Annotated in this window: 18 protein-coding genes and 1 tRNA gene; 11 read left to right on the top strand and 8 right to left on the bottom strand. The window is 66.0% G+C overall.

All coding sequences use genetic code 11. The features are described 5' to 3' along the window. Positions 1-29 precede the first annotated feature (29 nt). Entirely contained in the window at positions 30-407 is a 378-nt protein-coding gene (locus NFW05_RS12545) for a hypothetical protein (RefSeq protein WP_295307265.1), read from the top strand. Positions 408-476: 69 nt separating this feature from the next. Here the strand turns inward: NFW05_RS12545 and NFW05_RS12540 are convergent, their stop codons facing one another. Continuing rightward, positions 477-1,541 carry a glycosyltransferase family 10 gene (locus NFW05_RS12540; protein WP_295307261.1) on the bottom strand — a complete coding sequence of 355 codons (1,065 nt, stop codon included), beginning with the start codon at positions 1,539-1,541 and terminating at the stop codon, positions 477-479. 400 nt (positions 1,542-1,941) lie between these two features. Between NFW05_RS12540 and NFW05_RS12535 the strand changes: the two genes are divergently transcribed. Genes NFW05_RS12535 through NFW05_RS12515 form a run of 5 tightly spaced genes read left to right on the top strand, consistent with a single transcriptional unit; the run spans position 1,942 to position 8,979 of the window. Then, positions 1,942-2,142 (top strand): hypothetical protein, encoded by a 201-nt coding sequence (locus NFW05_RS12535; RefSeq protein ID WP_295307258.1) that lies wholly within the window; start codon positions 1,942-1,944, stop codon positions 2,140-2,142. Between the two features lie 9 nt (positions 2,143-2,151). Beyond that, on the top strand, positions 2,152-4,929 hold the full coding sequence (locus NFW05_RS12530) for a sensor histidine kinase (protein WP_295307255.1): 2,778 nt from the start codon (positions 2,152-2,154) through the stop codon (positions 4,927-4,929). Positions 4,930-4,967: 38 nt separating this feature from the next. Continuing rightward, the gene (locus tag NFW05_RS12525; RefSeq protein ID WP_295307252.1) at positions 4,968-5,336 is read left to right on the top strand and encodes a response regulator; all 369 of its coding nucleotides are present in this window, start codon (positions 4,968-4,970) and stop codon (positions 5,334-5,336) included. Between the two features lie 3 nt (positions 5,337-5,339). Next, positions 5,340-7,535, top strand: coding sequence for an exonuclease domain-containing protein (locus NFW05_RS12520; protein WP_295307250.1), 2,196 nt, complete (start codon positions 5,340-5,342; stop codon positions 7,533-7,535). After that, positions 7,516-8,979: a DUF294 nucleotidyltransferase-like domain-containing protein gene (locus tag NFW05_RS12515; protein WP_295307247.1), complete on the top strand. Its 1,464-nt coding sequence runs from the start codon at positions 7,516-7,518 to the stop codon at positions 8,977-8,979. Before NFW05_RS12520 ends, NFW05_RS12515 begins: the two co-directional genes overlap by 20 nt. Positions 8,980-9,002: 23 nt before the next feature. On the opposite strand, the gene NFW05_RS12510 is transcribed toward NFW05_RS12515, so the two are convergent. Further along, the gene (locus NFW05_RS12510; RefSeq protein ID WP_295307245.1) at positions 9,003-9,428 is read right to left on the bottom strand and encodes a thioesterase family protein; all 426 of its coding nucleotides are present in this window, start codon (positions 9,426-9,428) and stop codon (positions 9,003-9,005) included. 186 nt (positions 9,429-9,614) lie between these two features. Then, complete coding sequence (locus NFW05_RS12505) at positions 9,615-9,806, bottom strand: hypothetical protein (RefSeq protein WP_295307242.1); 192 nt, start codon at positions 9,804-9,806, stop codon at positions 9,615-9,617. 115 nt (positions 9,807-9,921) lie between these two features. Between NFW05_RS12505 and gcvA the strand changes: the two genes are divergently transcribed. Beyond that, on the top strand, positions 9,922-10,878 hold the full coding sequence (gene gcvA, locus NFW05_RS12500; protein ID WP_295307240.1) for a transcriptional regulator GcvA: 957 nt from the start codon (positions 9,922-9,924) through the stop codon (positions 10,876-10,878). A gap of 402 nt (positions 10,879-11,280) precedes the next feature. On the opposite strand, the gene NFW05_RS12495 is transcribed toward gcvA, so the two are convergent. Further along, a complete protein-coding gene (locus NFW05_RS12495) occupies positions 11,281-11,748 on the bottom strand; it encodes a phasin family protein (RefSeq protein ID WP_295307237.1) in 468 nt (155 codons plus the stop codon). Between the two features lie 283 nt (positions 11,749-12,031). Between NFW05_RS12495 and NFW05_RS12490 the strand changes: the two genes are divergently transcribed. Next, on the top strand, positions 12,032-13,453 hold the full coding sequence (locus NFW05_RS12490; RefSeq protein ID WP_295307234.1) for a wax ester/triacylglycerol synthase family O-acyltransferase: 1,422 nt from the start codon (positions 12,032-12,034) through the stop codon (positions 13,451-13,453). Between the two features lie 276 nt (positions 13,454-13,729). Here NFW05_RS12490 and NFW05_RS12485 read toward each other — a convergent pair whose 3' ends face one another. Beyond that, the gene (locus tag NFW05_RS12485; protein ID WP_295307231.1) at positions 13,730-13,942 is read right to left on the bottom strand and encodes a hypothetical protein; all 213 of its coding nucleotides are present in this window, start codon (positions 13,940-13,942) and stop codon (positions 13,730-13,732) included. A gap of 130 nt (positions 13,943-14,072) precedes the next feature. On the opposite strand from NFW05_RS12485, the gene NFW05_RS12480 reads away from it, so the two are divergent. The 3 genes from NFW05_RS12480 (at position 14,073) to NFW05_RS12470 (ending at position 17,078) form a co-directional block, all read left to right on the top strand. After that, positions 14,073-15,389 (top strand): replication-associated recombination protein A, encoded by a 1,317-nt coding sequence (locus NFW05_RS12480; RefSeq protein ID WP_295307228.1) that lies wholly within the window; start codon positions 14,073-14,075, stop codon positions 15,387-15,389. 147 nt (positions 15,390-15,536) lie between these two features. Then, positions 15,537-16,841 (top strand): serine--tRNA ligase, encoded by a 1,305-nt coding sequence (serS, locus tag NFW05_RS12475; protein ID WP_295307225.1) that lies wholly within the window; start codon positions 15,537-15,539, stop codon positions 16,839-16,841. Positions 16,842-16,988: 147 nt separating this feature from the next. Then, positions 16,989-17,078: transfer RNA gene (locus NFW05_RS12470), tRNA-Ser, on the top strand. A gap of 318 nt (positions 17,079-17,396) precedes the next feature. Here the strand turns inward: NFW05_RS12470 and NFW05_RS12465 are convergent. The 3 genes from NFW05_RS12465 to NFW05_RS12455 form a co-directional block, all read right to left on the bottom strand. Next, the gene (locus NFW05_RS12465; protein ID WP_295307222.1) at positions 17,397-17,717 is read right to left on the bottom strand and encodes a hypothetical protein; all 321 of its coding nucleotides are present in this window, start codon (positions 17,715-17,717) and stop codon (positions 17,397-17,399) included. Between the two features lie 477 nt (positions 17,718-18,194). Further along, positions 18,195-19,319, bottom strand: coding sequence for an SDR family oxidoreductase (locus NFW05_RS12460; RefSeq protein WP_295307220.1), 1,125 nt, complete (start codon positions 19,317-19,319; stop codon positions 18,195-18,197). Beyond that, positions 19,316-21,127 (bottom strand): AMP-binding protein, encoded by a 1,812-nt coding sequence (locus tag NFW05_RS12455; protein ID WP_295307217.1) that lies wholly within the window; start codon positions 21,125-21,127, stop codon positions 19,316-19,318. The genes NFW05_RS12460 and NFW05_RS12455 overlap by 4 nt, the downstream gene beginning before the upstream one ends. Positions 21,128-21,143: the final 16 nt, after the last annotated feature.

Genomic DNA, 21,143 nt, shown 5'->3' with positions numbered 1-21,143 from the left:
ACGACAGGAGTCTGGCATCGTGCCGGAGAATGCGCGACAGTGACGTCAACATGTGCGACGGTTCGCTGGCCTTTCCGCTGCGCGTTGGCGACAGGAAAGCGTACGAGAAGCGGCCGTGGTCGAGCGGCGTCGGAGCGAATTCGGCGGAATGCGAAGTCAAGGGCATCGAGAGCGTGAGCGTTCCGGCGGGGACGTTCGACGCTTTTCGCGTGCAGTGCGACGGCGCATGGACTCGCGTGTTTGACCTTCGCGCCAACGCCTCGTCGAAATCAGGTCGTTTCGAGGACACGATCTGGTACGCGCCGGTCGTCGGTCGGGAAGTGAAGTGGACGTACGTCGATTACTTCGGTCCTGGAAGGGTCTATAACAAGAAACAGACCGAACTCACCGAATTCCTCCCGAAATAGCCGGCCTGGTGTTCTCTTCGCGGTCCCCTGCGCGGGAGAGCAGGGCATCTCGCGTCGGCAGCCTTCCGTTCAGCGCCCACTGAACGCGCCGGGCAGGTGGAGCAGGCGGCCGCGCAGCTTGCCCCACGCGTCGCGCAGAGCGATCGCCGGGCTGGTCTTGCGCAAGGCCCGCCGCGAGAGGATCACCGCCCCGGCTTCGACGCGCGCGTCGGGCTGCGTCAGACGAGCAGTCTCGCGGGCGACGACGGCGAACAGGTTGTAGTCGAACATCACCCGGCGCCGCGCTTCGATCAGCGCCGGCAGCCGCTTCTCGAACTCGTTGTCGGCGATCGCCCGGCGGATGATTGCGCGGGCGCCTGCCGGATCGCGGATGTCGATGCGGATGAAGCTCTCCGCTGGAAAGTAGTCTTCGGCGTTGGGGCAGCCGTAGTAGAACGGCAGCGCGAGACCGAGGAAGGGGTCGGCGAGCTTCTCGGTCCAGTGGTGCCGCCCGATGAAGTTCTCGACGGCGACGTGGTAGCGGTAGTCGCGCAGGCAATCCGCCTTGTCGTCGAGTGGTCGGGGTGTCTGGCGACCGAAGGCTTCGAGTTCGGGCAGGTTGTCGATCAGCCAGCGCATGAAGCGCGCGCGGTGGTGGTGCAGGGTGTGGCGCATTGTCTTCGGAGAGTAAACCATCGACACCTGCCGGCTCTTGTTCAGCGGTGGTTCGGTGAGCATCCGGTCGAACGGTAGCACTCCACCGCTGCCCACCCCGTAGAACCAGTGCAGGGCCGGCTGCGAATAGATCCGCTGCGGGTGCGCGAGCGCCCACTCCGGATGGCTGGTCAGCACGGCGCCGAATTGCCGGGTGAAGTCCTCACCGTAAGTCTTGACCGACGACGGTTCGCTGGTCACCAGCAGCGTGTGCGCGCGCGGGCAGGCGAGTGGCTCGCTGGTCGTGCGCTTGGCTTCGCCGGGCCGCGAAGGCAGGTCGTCGTAGACGAGCAGCCAGTCGTAGTCACGGGCGTCGCGCTCGAAGGTGAATTCGCAGTCTCCCCAGCGCGGTTCGTCGTGCGGAAACTGGTGCAGCAACGGAACCGTCGGCAGGTTGCAGAGCATCTTGACGCGCCGCGGTACGCCGGCGGTATCAGCCATCGGGGCTCCTCGAGAAAGGCCGCGCCGCCGCTGTCCGGGTTACGTCGCAGCAGGCTCGGGGCGTGGTGTGCGCCGGCAGTAGCCGAAGTATAGTCGGGCTGGCCAGCGAGCAGAAGCCGTGAGCAGCGGTGGCCAGGTTCGGGGTGGGCATTGCGTCGGTCCGGCCGATTGATCAAAATGGGCGAACTGCGCTGACCCCTGGACGGCGGTGGTTCGGGCCGAGTCCTCCGCGATGGCTTTCGGGCAGGGGCAGGGCGGAGCGTGAGTGATCAGCGATGGCTTTGAAGAGGAGCCACGACTAGCGCCGGATATACTGACGATGACCGTCCGACGAAGGCACACAGGGCGACAAGAAGGCCCGTGCGCCGACGATGACCACTTTCTTGCGGGAGGGTGAGACATGCAGCGCAGAATACTTGCCGGTGATCGGCTCGTGGCGACGTTCCTGATCGGCTGCGTCCTGTTCAATTACCCTGTGCTATCGCTGTTCGACCAGCCCGTCGAAATCTTCGACATTCCCCTCGTCTACCTGTACGTCTTTTTCGCCTGGGCTGCAGTCATCGTCCTGATGGCCGGGGCCATCGAGAGTCGGTACCGGTAGCCGGCGGCAATGCTCGAGGCGCCGGTCGTCATCTGTCTCTCGCTGGCCTACCTCGGCGTGCTCTTCGCCGTGGCCTGGTGGGGAGACAAGCGCGCCGACGCGGGCCGATCGATCATCGCCAGTCCGACGATCTACGCCCTGTCGATGGCCGTCTATTGCACGACGTGGACCTTCTACGGCAGCGTCGGGCGGGCAGCGGTTTCGGGAATCGGCTTCCTGCCCATATACCTTGGTCCGACGCTGGTGATGGCTCTCGGCGGCTTTCTGCTGCTCAAGATGATCCGCATCGTCAAGGCCAACCGGATCACCTCGATCGCCGACTTCATCTCTTCGCGTTACGGCAAGAGCCATCTGCTCGGCGGTCTGGTGACGATCATCGCCGTCGTCGGGATCATCCCGTACATCTCGCTGCAGCTCAAGGCAGTGACCAGTTCGGTCAGTCTGCTGCTCAGCTACCCGGACATCGTCATGCCGGACCACAGCACGACGATGTCGCTGGCCGAGGACGTGAGCCTCTACGTCGCGCTGATCCTCGCGGCGTTCACGATCGTCTTCGGTACCCGCCACCTCGACGCGACCGAGCGGCACGAAGGGATGGTCGCAGCGATCGCTCTGGAATCGGCGGTCAAACTGGTCGCCTTCCTGAGCGTCGGCATCTTTGTCACCTACTTCGTGTTCAACGGTTTCGGCGACATCTTCGAGCACGCCGAGTCCGATGCGGGGCTGCAGCGTCTGATGACCGCGATTCCCTCCGGCGGCGGTTACACGAACTGGCTGTCGCTGATGATCCTTTCGGCGCTGGCGGTTCTCTTCCTGCCGCGGCAGTTTCAGGTCGCCGTCGTCGAGAACGTCAACGAGACGCACGTCAAGCGCGCGGCCTGGCTCTTCCCGCTTTATCTGCTGCTGATCAACGTCTTCGTTCTGCCGATCGCGTTCGGTGGGCTGCTGCACTTCGCCGACCAGGGCGTCGATGCCGACACCTTCGTCCTGACGCTGCCGATGTCACAGCGCCACGAGGGGCTGACGCTGCTGGTCTTCATCGGTGGCCTGTCCGCGGGGACCGGCATGGTCATTGTCGAGACGATCGCCCTGTCGACGATGGTCTGCAACGACCTGATCATGCCGATCCTGTTGCGTTACAAGGCGCTCGGCTTCGAGGATGGCAGGGACCTTTCGTTCGTCCTGCTCGGCATCCGTCGCGGAGCGATCGTGGTCATCCTGCTGCTCGGCTACCTCTACTTCCGCCTTGCCGGCGAAGCCTATGCGCTGGTGGCCATCGGCCTGATCAGCTTCTCGGCGGTGGCCCAGTTTGCCCCGGCGATGATCGGCGGCATGTACTGGCGAGGGGGCACTCGCGGCGGTGCTCTCGCCGGTCTCGGCGCCGGCTTCATCGTCTGGACCTATACTTTGCTGCTGCCGTCCTTTGCCAAGTCCGGCTGGCTGCCGGACGACTTCCTGACGCACGGACTGTTCGGGGTCGAACTGCTGCGTCCGCAGCAGCTGTTCGGCCTGACCGGCTTCGACGAGATCTCGCACTGTCTGTTCTGGAGCCTCCTGGCCAACATCGGCGCGTACACGGGTTTCTCGCTGCTCCGTCCGCCGATGGCCGCCGAGGCGGCCCAGGCGTCCGTGTTCGTCGACGCGCTCAAGGGAATCGGGCCGGTTGGTGCGGCCTTCTGGCGGGGTCGTGCCCAGGTCAGCGACCTGCAGGGGCTCGTCGGTCGCTTTCTCGGGCCGGCCAGGGCCAAGACGCTGTTCTCGGCTTACGCCAAGCGGCGAGGCCACGCGGACGGCGTGATCAGCGAGGCCGACGCGCAGCTCGTGCAGTTCGCCGAGTCGCTGCTCGCCGGTGCGATCGGCAGTGCCTCGGCGCGCGTGATGGTCGCTTCGGTGGCCAAGGAGGAGCCGCTGAGCATCGACGAAGTGATGCACATCCTCGATGAGGCTTCGCAGCTGCGCACCTACAGCCGCGAACTCGAACGCAAGTCGCGCGAACTGACGGCGGCGACCCTCGAACTGCAGGAGGCCAACGAGCGGCTCCAGGAGCTCGACCGCGTCAAGGACGACATCATGTCGTCGGTGACCCACGAGTTGCGCACGCCGCTGACCTCGATCCGCGCTTTTTCCGAGCTGCTGCGCGACGATCCGAAGATGCACCTCGCCGACCGGGAGCGCTTTCTCGGGCTGATCGTCAGTGAAGCCGAACGTCTCTCGCGGCTGATCAACCAGACTCTCGACCTGGCCAAGATCGAATCGGGCCGGGCCGACTGGAACAGCGGCGAACTCGACCTGAGCGAAGTGATCGAACAGTCGGTCGCTGCGACGAGCGAGCTGTTCCGGGAGAAGGGGACCTTCGTCGAACTCGACCTGCCCGAGGGCATGCCGCCGATTCTCGCCGACCGCGACAGGCTGATCCAGGTGCTGCTGAACCTGTTGTCCAACGCCGCGAAGTTCCTGACTCCCAACGAGGGCAGGGTGCGCGTCTCGCTGCGCCGGGTGCCGGGAGCCCTCGAGGTCAGCGTCGCCGACAACGGCCCGGGGATTCGTCCAGAACATCAGGAAGTGATCTTCGAGAAGTTTCGTCAGGTCGGTGACACGATGACCGCCAAGCCCTCGGGCACCGGGCTGGGCCTGCCGATCAGCCGGCGGATCATCGAGCACCTCGGCGGGCGCTTGTGGGTCGAGAGTGTGCCCGGCGAGGGGGCGACTTTTCGGTTCACTCTGCCGCTGGCCGTGGTCGAAGAGGAGAATCCGCTGCCGGAGCCGATTCCCGCCTGGGGTGGCTGACCAGCCTACGCGTAGTTCACTGATAGATCGGAGTACTGATGAGCAAGAAGATTCTGATTGCCGATGACGAGCAGAACATCGTGATCTCGATCGAGTTTCTATTGCGCCGCGAGGGTTTCGAGGTGCTGGTCGCTGGCGACGGGGAGGAAGCCTTGGCCAAGGTGCGCACGGAACGACCCGATGTCGTCCTGCTCGACGTGATGATGCCGAAAATGAACGGTTTCGACGTCTGTCAGGCTCTGCGGGCCGATCCGGACCTCGGCGGCACGCGGATCCTGATGCTCACTGCCAAGGGGCGCGACACCGAGATCAGCAAGGGACTCGGCCTCGGCGCCGACGGCTACATGACCAAGCCGTTCTCGACCAAGGAGTTGCTCGCCGAGGTGCGCAAGCTTCTCGGGATATAGCCGATGCAGTCTCGCCGCAAGCTGGTTCTGGCGACAGTCGCTGCCGCACTGTTCGTCTCTGCCGTGGTCGCCGCTGCGGCCGGGCTGATGCTGGCCAGCGAAGCGGATGCAGCCGGCAGCGGCAGGACGACCGAAGAACGCGTCGTCGCGCTGGCGGTGCTCGCGCTGGCCGGTAGCGCCGTGTGCTGCTGGGCGATCGTCTGGCTGCATCGCCAGTATGTCGAGGCGCCCTTGCGCCTGGCCGAGGAACTCGCCGCAACACTCGCGCACAGTGGCTTGCGCATCGGCGCGTACCGGGCCGCCGAACTTCGGCAACTCGCGAAGGTGACCAATCAGCTGCTTAGCCTGCGGCAGACGCGCGAGGACGACGTGGCCGAGCGGATCCGCGAAGCGCGCGCCTCGCTCGAGGAAGAGCGCAGCCGTCTGGCTGCGCTGATGGCCGATCTGAGCCAGAGCGTCGTGGTCTGCAATCTCGACGGGCGGGTACTCCTCTACAACCAGCGGGCGAAGCAGGAACTGTCGGCGGGGGCCGATGGCAGCAGCGCCAAGCTTCTCGGCCTCGGTCGGTCGATCTACACGGTCTTCGACCGCACGCTCGTCGAGCACGCGCTCGAGCGCCTGCAGCAGGCAAGCCGCGATCAGTCGGCAACCGGCAGTCGGCCGTTGATCGGCTCGGTGCAGTTCGTCACCGCGACCCCGGCCGGGCGCCTGCTGCGTGCGCACATGTCGCCGGTCATCGGTGGCGAGGGCCAGCACGCCGCGCGAGTGGGCGGGCTGTCGATTACCGGATTCGTACTCGTCCTCGACGACGTGACGACGATCAACGAGCGGCACGCCCGCCGCGATGAGCTGATCCAGTCACTGCTCGAGCGCGGGAGAGGGCCGCTGGGCAGCATTCGCGCGGCGAGCGACATGCTCGCCGACTTCACCGACATGCCGGTCCACCAGCGCGATCGCTTCGTCGGGGTGATTCGCGACGAGGCGAGAGTGCTCTCGGTCCAGTTTGAGCAGGCCGCGGCGGCGTTTTCAAATGACCTGCGCGAGCGCTGGTTGCTCGAGGAGATCCTCGGCGCAGAACTCGTCGCCGTCGCCGCGCGGCGGATCGGCGAGCGACGCGCCAGCGAGCGCCGCGTTCTCGCGGTAAAGACCGAGAACCTCGACGAAGACCTCTGGCTGCGCGTCGACAGCTTCGGGCTCCTGCAGGCGATCCGCTATCTCGCGCTGCGCCTTCAGGACGAGTACGCGGTGCGCGAGGTTCGCCTTTCGCTGTCGCGCAGTGGGCCGCTCGCCCAACTCGATCTGTCCTGGCTCGGTACGTCGATGAACAACGAAACGGCGATGAGCTGGCTGCAGGATCCGATGACGATCGGCGGAGACGTCTCTCCGCTGAGCGTCACCGAGATCATCGAGCGCTGCAACGGCGACATCTGGTTCCAGCGCGAGCGCGTCTCGCATCGGGCGTTTTTCCGGACCATGCTGCCCGCAGCCGAGGCACCGAAGGACCTGCCGCGCGCGATCGTCGTTCCCGGCGAGGGGGATCGGCCGGAGTTCTACGACTTCGACCTGTTCGGCTGGTCGGCGGCAGGCCACGAGCTCGACGACCGGCCGCTCGCGGAACTCTCGTATACCGTTTTCGACACCGAGACGACGGGCCTGCAGCCGTCGCAGGGCGACGAAATCATCCAGATCGGGGCCACGCGAATCGTCAACCGTCGCCTGCTGCGTCACGAGTGTTTCGACCAGCTGATCGACCCGCGTCGGCCGCTGTCGCCGGAATCGATCGAGGTGCATGGGATCACCCCGGACCTGCTCGTCGGCCAGCCGACGATCGAAACCGTCCTCCCGGTGTTTCACTCCTTCTGCGCCGACACCGTGCTGGTCGGCCACAACGCGGCCTTCGACATGCGTTTCCTGCAACTCAAGGAAAAGCTGGCCGGGGTACGCTTCGACCATCCGGTGCTCGACACGCTGCTGCTCTCGGCGGTCCTTCACGCGAGTCAGAGCAGTCACCGCCTCGAAGCCATCGCCGAGCGCCTCGGGGTTTCGGTTTTCGGGCGCCATACGGCGCTCGGCGACGCGATGGTCACCGGAGAGGTTTTCCTCAAGATGCTGCCGCTGCTCGCCGAGATGGGTATCCGGACGCTGCGGCAGGCACGTGAAGCCAGCCAGCGTACCTATCATGCCCGCCTCAGATACTGAATCGCGTCGGCGCGCCGCGCCTTTTTCCCCTTACGTCGCACTGCGCCACCTGGTTCGCGGTCAGCCGCTGACCGCAGGCCCGTCGACGACTGTTCGTGATACCCTGCTGCTTCTCGATCAGCGTCGTGGCGACGCGGTCGTCGTCGTCGATCAGGCGACTCGGGTTCCGCTCGGCATCCTCACTCTGCACGACGTCGTTCGCCGAATCGCGATCGAGGGCTGCGATCTCGACGCGCCGGTCGCCGGAGTGATGACCAGTGGCCTGATCACCATTCCCGCTGACGCCACGGCGTACCAGGCGAGCGTCGTGATGATCCGTCGCGGCGTTCGCCACCTCGTGCTCACCGACGCCGACGGTGCCTGCTACGATGTCGTCTCGCAGGGCGCTCTCTATGCCCTGCCCGGTGCGCAGAGTGACGAACTGGTCAGGGCGATACTGGCCGCTCGCGAAATCGGGGAACTCGTCGTCCTCGCCGGGCAGATCCGCGATTTCGTTGGCCGGCTGGTCGTCGAGCGGGTGGGCGCGGATACGCTCTGCCAGCACATCTCGTCGCTCAACGATCTGCTCACCGTACAGGTGATCGAACTCGTCGCCGGTCAGTTCGACCTGCCTTACGTTCCGTGGTGCTGGCTGGTCTTCGGCTCGGAAGGCAGGCTCGAGCAGACGCTGGTCACTGACCAGGACAACGGTCTGATCTTCGCCGCCGAGTCGGACGAGGAAGCGGCGGGTCTGCGCGACGCCTTCCTGCCTTTTGCCCGGGCGGTCAATCAGGCGCTCGACACTTGCGGCTATCCACTGTGCAAGGGGAACATCATGGCCAGCAACCCGCAGTGGTGCCTGTCGGCCGACGAGTGGCGGAAGGCATTCGGCATGTGGCTGGCCTTGCCCGAACCCGAGAGCCTGCTGCATTCGAGCATCTTCTTCGACTTCCGTGCGCTCTACGGGCAGGAGTCTCTGGCCAGCGAACTGCGCGGCTGGCTCACCGAACGGGCCTGGTCGTATCCCATCTTCCTGCGCGGCATGACCGAGAACACGCTGAACTGGGAGTCACCGCTGACCTGGTGGAACGGTTTCCGCTACGATGGTGACAAGGAGTTCCCGCACACCATCGATCTCAAGAAACACGGATCGAGGCCGTTCGTCGACGCCGCGCGCATCCACGCGCTGGCTCGCCGGATTCCTGACACGAACACCTGCGAGCGCCTGCGGGTCAGCGGCGAGCAGTCCGGTGTCCCGCCCGAACAGAGCGCTGCGCTGATCGATGCCTTTCACCACATCCAGAGGCTCAGGCTCGGCCTGCAGGTTGCAGGCGGCAGCGCGGCGCAGTTCAATCGCGTGAATCCCGACGAACTGCACGAGCTCGATCGCCTGATTCTCAGGGAGTCGCTGAAGCAGGTTCAGAATCTGCAGCGCCGACTCATTCGGGAGTTCGTTCCTGCCTGAAGAGCAACAGGCCGCGGTGACGCTCAGCCGGCGGCGCGGCTGCGGAAGTTTTCGGGTACGGCCGCGGGCTGGCGCGCAGCGTAATCATAGAAGACGATGCCGGTTTTGCCACGCGCGACCTCGCGCCCCGACGAGCGGTCGGTCATCAGCCATTGCAGGTCGCAGCCCTTGCGCGTGAACTCGCTCGCCGTCATGCGGACGACCATCACTTCTCCGTGAAAGGCCTCTGACCGGTACTGCACGGCGGCATCGGCGACGACGATGCCCAGACCCTCGACGTCGAGTTCCGTGTAGCCAAGCCACTCGAAGAAGCGGGCGCGCGCTTCGGAGACGACGCTCAGCAACAGCGCATTGTCGAGATGCCCTGCGTAGTTCATGTGGCAGAGGTAGAGCGGAACCTCGGTCGAGAAGCTGAACTCTTCAGGCAACTGGATCTGGATTCTGGGCATGGTCGGAGCTGATCGGGCAGGTGGTCAGGCGCGCTCGCGGTCGGCCACGCGCCAGGGCATGGCCGAAATGGGATCAATTTTCCTCCTTTTTTGTCGTCCTGTGCTTCAGCTGCCGCGTTTGGTCCGGCCGTGGACCGATTGGTGCAAAGCGCTCGCCGAGACTGCGGATCGCCGTGCCGGCAGGTGTCACGGGCGGGCCGTCGGCGACATCAGCAGGATGTGGAGAAGTCTGTCGCCGGTTCGCACCAGCCATCCCAGGGCTTCGCGGATGCTCGCCACCGTCACGTCGCCGGCGGCGAGGCTCCGTTGCTGGCGTGCATCATCGACGATGGCCATGATCTGTTCGCGGGTGAGGTCGGTAGGGATTGGGGTTTTCATTGGATCGTTCCTTGTATTGATCTCGTTTGCCGAGTGTGCACCGTCACTCTATGATCTCGTAACGCAGGTGGCAAACGATCAATAATCAGCCGATGCGTGAGAAAATCTCATCCGTATGACCTACCGGCTACCTTCGCTGAACGCGCTGCGCGCCTTCGAGGCCGCTGCGCGTCACCTGAGTTTCAAGGACGCCGGCGAAGAGCTGTCGGTGACTCCGACGGCGATCAGTCACCAGATCCGCGGGCTAGAGGACTACCTCGGCTGCCACCTCTTCCACCGGATGACCCGGTCCCTGGAGCTGACCCGCGAGGGCCGGGCGATGCTGCCGAAGGTCCGCGAGGGACTCGAGTGCTTCGCGGCGGCGATCGAGAGCACGCGCAGCCGCCAGGCAGCGGGTCGCCTGCTCGTCACCTCGCCACCGGCTTTTGCCAACCGCTGGCTGATTCGTCATCTTCCCGAGTTCACCGCTGCCCACCCGGAGATCCAGTTGCACATGGCGGCATCGATCGGGACGATCGATGCGCGCGATGCGTCGGGTGTTTCGGGGCTCGAAGGGCTCGACGTGCGCGACGACGAAAGCGAGGTCTCGATCCGTTTCGGGCGCGGGCAGTATCCGGGCTGTCGGGTCGACCGACTCTTTTCGCCAAGGTATGCAGCGGTCTGCAGCCCCCGGCTCCTGCTGGGGATGCGTCCACTCGATGTCCCCGCCGACCTGCGGCGACACAACCTGCTGCACGACGAGTCGATCACCGAGTTGCTCGATCGTCCGACCTGGTCCGAGTGGTTACAGATCGCCGGTGTCAGCGGCATCGATCCCGCAGCAGGGACTCATTTCAGCGATCCGGGGCTCGTGCTCTCGGCGGCGATCGACGGTGTCGGCGTCGCGCTGGCCTCGATGCCGCTGGTCGAGGCCGAGGTGGCCGCGGGCCGCCTGACCGTCCCCTTCGACATCGTGATCCACCGGACGCAGGCGTACTATCTGGTCGTCCCCGAGGCCGTCGCCGATCGACCGGTGGTGACGATCTTCCGCAAGTGGCTGATCGGCGAGGCGGAGAAGGTGCGTGAAGGCTGAGAGGTTGTCAACAACTCATCGCGAGCAGGCCGAGACGTCCGGCTCCAGGGAAGGGGCGGGTCCCTTCCTTTCCCTCGTGGGGCGAACAACGAGGCCTATCGGATCGATGGGCGAGAGCGAAGGCGCAGCCGGCCGGCTGTGCAAGCCCGGCCGTTGGGGGGGCGAGTCGGGAACAGCGCGGATTGGCCGCGCAGTGCATTCCTTCACGACTTCCGGGCGTCGCCATGGCCGTTCAGGCGGCGATGGCCGGCGTGGCGCTCGCCTGGAAACCGGCCGCTCCGCGCTCGGCGATTCCGGGGACGGGTTCCGGGTCCCGGCGCCTTACGGATCCGGGACCCGGCCGGTCGCTGCTGCGCACGAACCTGGGGTCCTGGCCTCCTGGCAGCGATCTTTTGGCAGGTTTTAGGCGCCGGCCTCCGTCGCCGTTGGCGCGCTGCTTTCGGGCGGCGTCGCGACTGCCTTGAGCGGCGGCCTCGCCGTGGCTGAAGACTTGCCGCTGGCCAGCTTGTGGACCTCGGCGCTCAGTTGCAGGACACGCAGCGACAGCTGCTCGACGTCATGGCGGGTGGCCAGGAGGATGTAATCGAGCGGCCGGACCAGCCTTTCGCGGACCATTTGCTCGCCTTTCTCGATCGTCGCCGTCGCGCTGTTGAGCAGCTCAGCCGATTTTTCCTCGATCTGCTGCTGGGCTTTCGGCTTGAAGGCCCGTCCTTCGCGGACCAGTGCATCAAACGCCTGGACGCCACTCCGGGTGACCAGAGCATAGGCGCCGAGGCCGAACAGCCAGAGTTTTTGCGCCGCTTCCTGTGCTCTGTTGAGGATCTGCCCGCTGCTGACCTGCTCGATGACGGTGGTGACTGTCGTGCTCATCTCATTCTCCTGTGTTCTGACTGCGTTGAATCACGTCTGCGACTGCCGGTGCAGTCACTGGGCGCACTCTAGCCCCAGTTTCTAGAGCACTCACACCAAACGCCTGGGTGTTTTCCTCTAGAGGTTGATGTGGCCGATGCGCTATCCTAGGCGGCAGCCCGCGCTGTGCCGTGGGTGAAGCGATCGACACGGGACGCGCGCCCCCGAGGTGACCGCAGCAGCGACGTCGTGCGCCGAGCGGGTCGCAGCGGGCGGCTTTCGCAGCGCTGTGAAGGAGCAGTCAGTGAGCAAGCTTTCCCTTCTCGATGTGGCATTCTTCATCGCCGAGTCGCAGGCGAGTCCCAAGCATGTCGGCGGCCTGATGATCTGCAAGCGCCCCTCCGGGTCCAGGGCGGGCTTCGCCGAAGCGCTCTACCGGGAGTTTCTGACTTTCACCGACGTCCAGCCGCCGTTCAACCGGATCATCGAGTTCTCGCTGACCAGCCTGCCCAGCTGGCGGGAGTCGGAGTCGGTGGAGCTGGCCGAGCACGTGCACTACCACCGCCTACGGCGCGGGCACAACGGGAGGCCGGAACTCTACCGCCTGGTGTCCGACCTCCATCAGCCGATGCTCGACCGGTCGAGGCCGCTCTGGGAACTGCACCTCATCGACGGCCTCAGCGAAGGGCGCTTCGCGCTCTACCTCAAGATGCACCACGCCTGCGCCGACGGCGTGACGATGATGCGCTGGGCCGCCGAGTCGCTGTCGCGCGATGCCGGCGATCTGCAACTCAGGCCACTGTGGTCGATTCCGCATCTCGCGGGTGCTCTGGGCGGGAAGCGACTGCACGAGCGGATCGCCCTGTCGCTGCTCGATTCGCTCGCCGGCGTGGGCCGGAGCATCACCGGCGTGGCGCGGCTGGCCGCGATGCTCTTTCTCGAGAGCGTCAAGCTGACCAAGAACGCGATATCGCTGCCTTTCGTCGCCGACGGCAACACACCACTGACCGGTCAGGTCACTGCCGGCCGGCAGTTCGCGACGACGAGCGTGGCCATGCAGCGGGTCAACCTGATCCGCGAGCGCACGCGATCGACGCTCAACCATGTCGCGCTGACCTGCATCGACGGTGCCCTGCACCGCTATCTCGGCGACCAGGGGGTCGAACTGCAGCGGCCGATCACCATCCAGATGCCCGTCAATCTGCGCAAGGATGGCGAACTCGGGTCGGGCAACAAGATCGGGATCATCCAGGTCGAGCTGTCCACGCCGACCGATGATCCCTATGTCCGGCTGCGCAACATCGGTTTTTCGCTGCGCAACGTGCGGACGATGATCGACAGCGTCGCCCCCGAGGCGATCGTGTCGTATACGCTGATCACCGGCGTCGTCGGGCAACTCGCGGAAATGCTCGGTTTGAGCAACAGCCTCCCGCCGACCGGCAACACGCTCGTGTCGAACGTGCCGGGTCCGCGGGAGTATCTGTACATCAAGGGTGCACGCCTCGACGAACTGCACCCGATCAGCACGCTGCCTGCGGGGAACCTGCTGAACATCACGCTGTTCAGCTATGCCGGGCAGCTCTACTTCGGTCTCGTCGCAAGCGACGAACTTCCGCATCTGGACCGGCTGAGCGGCTATGTCGGCGACGCGTTCACCGAACTCGAGCAGTCGGTTCTCGATGCCCATCGTCCGGCCGTCGGCCGCTCGCGTGCCGGGGCGTCGTGATCGGCGCCGCAGCTCGACGGCGGCGCGTCGAAGCGGTCGACGATTCCGGATGTTGCAGCCGATCGGGAGGTCCGACGCTCGGGGACGCCGGGACGGGTCAGGAGCGGGCGAGCCGGTGGAGGAAAAAAATGACCGGGCGTGGTGCCCGGTCCAAAGCGCGGACTGCGGTCGTCTGGAGACTGGAACTCAGCCAGAAGGCACTGGCTCTTCTAAAGGCCGTGCGGAAATGTGACGACCGTGGCGTCCGGGCGCGAGGCCCCTAAGAGGGGTCCGTTCTTATTCATTGGAGGAAGGCGCTTCGCGGGCTTTCTTGGCGGCGTGTGCGGCGTCTTCGAGGAGGCGCTGGAAGGCTTCGAACGACATATCATGGCTTTCGTTGAGGGTTGGCAGCCGCCGCTCGGGTTGCCGGCGGCGCTCGGGAAGTTTCCCGCGGGGGCCGAGGTCTTCCTTTCGCCGGTCGTGACCGCTGCGTTTGATGTAGGGTTTCATGGGCAGAGCTTGTTTGGAGTGTCCTGAACCGATGGCCACACGATACCCCTGGCCCGCGATTCGGTCCGTGCGCAAATTAACGGCCAGCGGTGAGTAGCCTCGAATGAGCCAATCCCATCCGGTGGACCCGATGAGGGCGGTCCCGGCGAGACCCGGGGCCAGCGCGCCGCTCGCCGAAAGGATGCGGCCACGCGAGCTGGGCGAGCTGATCGGCCAGACCCATCTGGTCGGTCCTGGCAAGCCGCTGAACATCGCCTTCACGTCGGGGCAACTGCACAGCATGATCCTCTGGGGCCCCCCGGGTGTCGGCAAGACGACCCTGGCTCGGCTGATGGCTGATGCCTTCGACGCCGATTTCATCGCCCTTTCGGCGGTCTTCGCCGGGGTCAGGGAGATCCGTGAGGCGGTGGCGCGCGCCGAAGCGACGCGCGCAGCCAGCGGGCGCCAGACGATCCTCTTCGTCGATGAGGTCCATCGCTTCAACAAGGCCCAGCAGGATGCCTTCCTGCCCTACGTCGAGCGCGGGCTGCTGACCTTCGTCGGTGCGACCACCGAAAACCCCTCGTTCGAGCTGAACTCCGCGCTGCTCTCACGGGCGACCGTCTACGTCCTGAGTCCGCTATCGGCCGAGGAACTCGGCGAGCTCTTCGACCGCGCTGCCCGGCAGGAACTGGGCGCAGTGCAGGTCAGCGAACCGGCTCGCGCGAGGCTCATCGATCTGGCCGACGGCGACGCCAGGCGACTGCTCAATTCCATCGAGCAGATCTCCACCGCGACGCAAGCAGCGGGAGTGTCGGGCGTCGACGAGTCCTTCGTCGAGCACACGCTGGCGCGAAGCCTGCGGCGCTTCGACAAGGGCGGCGACGTCTTCTACGACCAGATTTCTGCGTTGCACAAGTCGGTTCGCGGGTCATCGCCCGATGCGGCGCTCTACTGGCTGTGCCGCATGTTCGACGGCGGTGCCGATCCGCGCTACCTGGCCAGGCGAATCGTGCGCATGGCCTGGGAAGACGTCGGTCTCGCAGACCCGCGCGCCGCACGCCTGGCGCTCGACGCCGCCGAGACCTACGAGCGTCTCGGGTCTCCGGAGGGAGAACTGGCCCTTGCCGAAGCGGTGATCTATCTCGCCGTGGCGGCCAAGTCCAACGCTGGCTACGTCGCGTATAATGCCGCGCGCAGCTTCGTCGCCGGCGATCTGTCGCGGCCGGTCCCGGAACGCTTCAGGAACGCTCCGACGCGCCTGATGAAGCAGCTCGGCTACGGCAAGGGCTACCGCTACGCGCACGACGAAGCCGAAGCCTACGCTCCCGGGGAGACTTACTTCCCCGACGGAATGCCGCGCGTCGAATGGTACAGACCGGTTGCCCGTGGTCTCGAAGCGCGAATCGCAGAAAAGCTCGCGCAACTGCACGAGCTCGACCGACGAGCGCAAGCCGACGACGACTGACCGCAAACCGCCGTCGCCTGCCGCGCCGGACGGGCGGCTGGTGGCCCGCGCGATGCGTTCGCTGGCCATCGAGTTCGCGTCAGCACGCGGCGAGGATCGCGACAGGCCGGCGCGGCCGGCCTACGGTCGCCAGACTGGGGATTGAGGATGCTCGACGTTCAGCTGCTACGCAACAACCTGGAAGCAGTGGCCAGCCGGCTGGCCACGCGCGGGTTCTCTCTCGATCAGCAGACCTTTCAGAGACTCGAAGGCGAACGCAAGGCGCTGCAGACGCGTACTCAGGAACTGCAGGCGAATCGCAACAGCCTTTCGAAACAGGTGGGCGTGCTGAAGGGGAGGGGCGAAGACACGGAGCCGGTCGTCGCACAGGTGGCGGCGCTGAAGGACGAACTCGAGGCCAACGAAGCTCGCCTCGGCGACCTGCTCAGGGAGTTCGACGCCTTCCTCGCACTGATCCCGAACCTCCCGCAGGAGAGCGTGCCCATCGGACGCTCCGAAGCCGACAACCTCGAAACAAAGCGCTGGGGACAGCCGCGCGGCTTCGATTTTCCGGTCCTCGATCACGTCGATCTCGGCGAGCGCCTCGGTCAGCTCGATTTCGCCAATGCCGCGAAGATCGCCGGCACGCGGTTCACGCTGATCACCGGGGCGCTGGCCCGGCTGCATCGCGCACTCTCCCAGTTCATGCTCGACACACACACCGGGCAGCACGGTTACACCGAGGTGTACTCGCCGTACCTGGTCAACCCGGCGAGCCTGTTCGGCACCGGGCAACTGCCGAAGTTCGAGGAAGACCTGTTCAGGATCGCGCGTTCGGACGGCGAACCGTTGTACCTGATCCCGACCGCCGAAGTGCCGGTGACCAACATCGTTCGCGACGAAATTCTCGCCCTCGAGGCTCTGCCGCTCAAGCTCGTCTGCCACACGCCGTGCTTTCGCTCCGAGGCCGGTTCGTACGGGCGAGACACGCGCGGAATGATCCGCCAGCACCAGTTCGACAAGGTCGAACTCGTCCAGATCGTCGCCGCCGCCGACTCGGTGGCCGCGCACGAGGAACTCACCGGCCACGCCGAGAAGATTCTCGAACTGCTCGATCTGCCGTACCGCAAAGTGACGCTGTGCACCGGCGACATGGGCTTCTCGTCGGCGAAGACCTACGACCTCGAGGTCTGGCTGCCCGCACAGCGGGCGTATCGCGAGATCTCGTCGTGCTCCAACTTCGAGGCCTTCCAGGCGCGACGCATGCGCACGCGCTACCGCAACGAGCGCAACCGCATCGAACTCGTGCACACGCTCAACGGCTCGGGCCTGGCCGTCGGCCGGACGCTCGTCGCGGTGATCGAGAACTACCAGAACGCCGACGGCAGTATCGGCATTCCCGAAGTCCTGCGCCCCTACCTCGGAGGCCTCGAGCGGATCGTCGCGCGTCGAGAGGGCTTGCAGCCGGGCTGAGCCGACACCGGCACGCGCCTTCCTGCGCATGGCTTGACGACCAGCGTGACGGATATCGGCCGTCCGGTCGGCTTGGGGCCTCTCGCGCGATCGTGGGCCGCGAGATGCGCTGCGCCGGACGATCTTGTGCTACCATTCGCGCCCGACGGAGAGGTGGCAGAGTGGTCGAATGTACCTGACTCGAAATCAGGCGTAGGTGGAAGCCTACCGCGGGTTCGAATCCCGCCCTCTCCGCCAGAAAGAAGATCCAACCCCATGATAGGGTTGGATTTTTTTATTTGGTTGGGCGCCGACTAGCAACACGACTCGGTCCGATGCGCTTCGCACGTGGGCCGTAGTCGCTTGATCTCGTTCGCGTAGCGGGCCGGGAGTCCTGCCGGCGGCGGATCGATCCGCGCCGCATGGCTGGCGGCCGTCAGCGTCTTGATGATCTGTTCCCGTTCCTTGGTCCACCCCGGAGACTCGCGCGTCGCTCGACTCAGCCAAGCTCCGCAGTTTGCGCAGCAGCTGCGGCCAGCAGCGCAGGCGGTTCTTCTCCCGGGCGCGATCGACGCCCTAGCCATTGCTGATGAGCAGGCCGAAAAAGCCGTCCTGCAGGGCGTTCTCCAGCATTTCCCGGCTGCGCGGGCCGATCAGGAACAGCACCGTGTGCGTCGTCACCGACGCCCACCGCCACAGCAGCGCGCCGGACTCCGGCCACGAGCTTTCATCGACAGGCCGTTGCGCGGCCGGCACGATCTCGGTCACCAGGGCGTCTTCCAGCAGCGCGTGACGGGTGACCCGGAAGGGCAGCCCGATCAGGCCCTCGACCGCCGGGGCGATGTCGACTTCGTCCCGGGCCGTGTCGCCTTGCGATGGCGCATCCGCCGAAAGCACTGCCCTACAAGCGGCGCAGATCTCCGGTCTGCTCAGGTGAATCGCCCCGCGTCGGTCAGGTCGTCCGGAAGTTTCGCAACCATGCCATACAAATCATCACCTTGGCAGATTTCGTTGAGAAGATGCAAAGGATGACGTTTGTTGAGGTTCTCGAGATGGCCAAGGCGATGAAGCGGCTCAACCTGGGGAGTGTCTGTCCGGACGGCACGAAGATCGAAGCCAGTGCCTCACGCCACAGTGCGCTGTCGCACGGGGACATCGAAAAGCTGGAAGCCTGGCTCGAGGCCGAGGTACAGGAGCCGTTCACCCTGGCGGCGATGGCGGCAGCCAAGGCGAAGATCGCGGTGGCTCGCGACGAGCACCATGCGGACTGGCGGAAAAAGCCCCGGGAAAGCGCCCGGAAAAAGGCGGGAAAATCGCGAAATCGCGGCCTCTTCATCCGGCCGATGGGTGTTCCGCCCCAGGTCCGACAGGCTGCTAGAAGGCGCCGGAGCCGGTCATTCCGAGGTAGTACGCCAGGACTCTGTCGAGATACTGCTCGGGCGCGGGAACCGGCAATCCGACGGCAGACAGCAATTGCTGGGATGGCTGGTTGGCGAAGTTCTGGGCGGTAGCCAGGTAGTCGAGAAAAACCGGCAGCGTCCGCAGCGCGCGCCGGGCGTCCGTCGGCATCAGCAAGCCGACCACGCCGAGGATGGCGGAGAACACCGGGGTGGGCAGTCTGATCACCGGAGGTAGACGACGACCGGCACGCGCAAAAGCCTCGCGGACCCGCTCGCGCAAGGGATCCAGCGGTAACGCGAGTTCCGGTCCCGAACAGGAATGAATGATCCGGCCACGAGCGGACTTCGAGCGGCTCGACCAGACGATCGTACGGGCGACGTAGTCGGCGGGAATGACGTCGAGGCGCGCCGAACCGAAATCGGGCGACAGGCCGAAGGTGCGCCTTCCCGAGAGGAACTCGCACAGGTGATAGAACACCTGGAAGTGAATGATGCGCCCGCTGTCGCTGTCGCCGACGACCATGCTCGGCCGATGCACCGTCAAGGGCAAGCCGCTCTCGACTTCGGCGCGGACGACCTCCTCGGCTTCGGCCTTGGCCTGCTCGTAGCTGTTGTGGAACTGGCGCGGGTCGCGCAACCACTCTTCGGGTATCGTGCCACGGGTGCGCCCGCCGACACCGACCGTGCTGACGAACTCGACCTTCTCGAGTTTCGGGCAGGCGTGGGCCAGCTCGACGACCTGTCTTGCCGAATCCACCGAAGAGCGACGCGCCTGCTCGATCGGCAGGTTCATCCGGACGTTGCCGGCAGAATGGACGATGTGCGTGCAGGCGGCGCAAAGCTCGCGATAGTCCTCGGGGGCGAGGCCGAAGTTGGCCTCCGTGACGTCGCCGCGCAACGCGCGCACCCGCGTTCGCAGCGGGTCATCCCCCTCCGGAATGCGCCAGAAGCGCCAAAGCTCGTCCATCCGCGACGCCAGGTCGTCAGCGGATTGCGCGCGCAGCAGCAGTGTCAGCCGGGTCTCCGGCAACTGCAGCAGCAGCGGCACGAGCGCACTGCCGATCGCTCCGGTGGCGCCGGTTACGAAATACTCGCTCATGCGCTGCAGTGGAAGGTCTGGCGATCACCGCTCCAGGCCGCGAAAGGCGCGTCCCGGGCAGCGTCGAGATCGTCGTAGAGCGCCTGCACCGCGGCACTGCGCCGGCTCGCGATGACGTGCCGGCGCAGCTTCAGGTTGGCGGTGAGTTCGCCGCCATCGATGGTCAGGGCCTGTGCGGTGAACGCGAACCCGGCGGGGCGTTCGTGCGCGGGCAGCGAATTGCTCGCCGTGGCCAGTGCCCGCCTCACGTCGGCGAAGGCGCTCCCGCCACCCTCCCGCCATGCCGCCTCGGTGAGCACCAGCAGTGCCACCGGCCGCGGCCGGCCGGCCCCGAAGACGACCGCCTGTTCGACTTGCGCCACCTGTTGCAGCCGGTTCTCGATCGCGCTCGGGGCGATGCGGCGGCCAGTCGAGGTCTTGAACACCTCGGACTTGCGGCCGATCAGCGTGACGAACCCGTCGTCGTCGATCCGCGCGAAGTCGCCGGTCGCCAGATAGCCGTCGGAGTCGAGCGTTGGCGGCCGGGCGTCCTCGCCGAGGTAGCCGGCGAAGACGCCCGGCCCACGCACCAGCAATTCGCCGTCGTCGGCCAGCCTGATCTCGCTGCCCGGCGCCGGCTGCCCGACGGTGCCGAGCCGGAAGCAGTCCGGCCGGTTGATCGCCACGGGAATGATGTTCTCGCTCACGCCGTAGGCTTCGAGCACCGGCAGCCCGAGGGCGTGAAAGCGCTCGAGCAGCCACACCGGCATCGGTGCCGAGCCGCTGACCATGAACGACAGCTTGCCTCCCAGCGCAGCGCGCATGGGCTGCAGGACGAGCCGGTCGGCAAGCGCAAACTGCAGCCGATCGATGGCAGCGGGGCCTTGCCGGTCACGGCAGGCCGCCGCGTGCCGGTCGCCGACCCGCCAGGCCCAACGCGCGAGCCGCTGCCGCCAGGACGGCTGTGCAGCGATGGCCTCTTCGATCCCCGCGTGAAGCTTCTCGTAGAAGCGTGGCACACCGATGAACAGGTCCGGAGCGATGTCCCGGACGTGGCGCATGATCTCGCGGGGGTCGCCGACGTAGAAGGTCTGCGCGCCGCGACCGATGGCACACAGATTGATCATCCGCTGGAACAGGTTGGACAAGGGCAGCCAGCAGGCCAGCCGGCTACCCGCAGCAACCTGTGGGAAGGTGGACAGGATCGACGAGCAGGCCAGACACATCTGGCGATGGCTGTACTCGATGCCGCGGGGCTCGCCGGTCGTTCCCGAGGTGAACACGATCGTCGCCGGCGCGTCGGGCTGCGCCTCGTTCCACTGCCCTGCCCGTGGGCTGGCCGCCAGGAGCGTGGCCAGCGAGACGACGTCCGACCGTCCCGCCGGATCGAAACAGACGACGAAGCGCAAACGCTGGCGCAACCCGTCGCCGATCCTGTCGAGCAACGACGGGTGCGCGACGACCAGGGCTGCGAACCCGCAACAGCGCCCGATCTCGCGGAGATGCTCGTCGCGCGCGTACGGGTCGAGGCCGACGGCCACGCCACCGGCGGCCAGCGTTCCCAGTTGCACGAAGTCCCACTCCGGACAACTCGGCGCCATGATCCCGACGCGCTCGCCAGGCAACAGGCCCCGCTCGCGTAGCCCGTTGGCGATCGCCGCCACCTTATCCCGGTAGCTACGCCAGTGGATTCCGACCCAGCTCCCGTCCGCGGCCAGATAGAAAAGCGCCGGCTCGTCGGGCGTCAGTTCGCTGCGCGCCTCGAGTATCCCGGGAACGGTCCAGCCGCTGGCTGAGAGCACCGGATCGGTCAGCGTCCACCGACTCACCGCGGTGTCTTGCGCC

It is taken from the genome of Accumulibacter sp. (assembly GCF_023806625.1).
GTDB lineage: Bacteria > Pseudomonadota > Gammaproteobacteria > Burkholderiales > Rhodocyclaceae > Accumulibacter.
The sequence above is the reverse complement of the archived record's forward strand: the minus strand, read 5'-3'. Positions and strand labels throughout refer to the sequence as shown.

Bases quoted from the DNA above. Each gene is read 5' to 3' on its own strand.
- NFW05_RS12545 (WP_295307265.1), top strand. From the start codon at position 30: ATGCGCGACAGTGACGTCAACATGTGCGACGGTTCGCTGGCCTTTCCG.
- NFW05_RS12540 (WP_295307261.1), bottom strand. From the start codon at position 1,541: ATGGCTGATACCGCCGGCGTACCGCGGCGCGTCAAGATGCTCTGCAAC.
- NFW05_RS12535 (WP_295307258.1), top strand. From the start codon at position 1,942: ATGCAGCGCAGAATACTTGCCGGTGATCGGCTCGTGGCGACGTTCCTG.
- NFW05_RS12530 (WP_295307255.1), top strand. From the start codon at position 2,152: ATGCTCGAGGCGCCGGTCGTCATCTGTCTCTCGCTGGCCTACCTCGGC.
- NFW05_RS12525 (WP_295307252.1), top strand. From the start codon at position 4,968: ATGAGCAAGAAGATTCTGATTGCCGATGACGAGCAGAACATCGTGATC.
- NFW05_RS12520 (WP_295307250.1), top strand. From the start codon at position 5,340: ATGCAGTCTCGCCGCAAGCTGGTTCTGGCGACAGTCGCTGCCGCACTG.
- NFW05_RS12515 (WP_295307247.1), top strand. From the start codon at position 7,516: ATGCCCGCCTCAGATACTGAATCGCGTCGGCGCGCCGCGCCTTTTTCC.
- NFW05_RS12510 (WP_295307245.1), bottom strand. From the start codon at position 9,428: ATGCCCAGAATCCAGATCCAGTTGCCTGAAGAGTTCAGCTTCTCGACC.
- NFW05_RS12505 (WP_295307242.1), bottom strand. From the start codon at position 9,806: ATGAAAACCCCAATCCCTACCGACCTCACCCGCGAACAGATCATGGCC.
- gcvA (WP_295307240.1), top strand. From the start codon at position 9,922: ATGACCTACCGGCTACCTTCGCTGAACGCGCTGCGCGCCTTCGAGGCC.
- NFW05_RS12495 (WP_295307237.1), bottom strand. From the start codon at position 11,748: ATGAGCACGACAGTCACCACCGTCATCGAGCAGGTCAGCAGCGGGCAG.
- NFW05_RS12485 (WP_295307231.1), bottom strand. From the start codon at position 13,942: ATGAAACCCTACATCAAACGCAGCGGTCACGACCGGCGAAAGGAAGAC.
- NFW05_RS12480 (WP_295307228.1), top strand. From the start codon at position 14,073: ATGAGGGCGGTCCCGGCGAGACCCGGGGCCAGCGCGCCGCTCGCCGAA.
- serS (WP_295307225.1), top strand. From the start codon at position 15,537: ATGCTCGACGTTCAGCTGCTACGCAACAACCTGGAAGCAGTGGCCAGC.
- NFW05_RS12460 (WP_295307220.1), bottom strand. From the start codon at position 19,319: ATGAGCGAGTATTTCGTAACCGGCGCCACCGGAGCGATCGGCAGTGCG.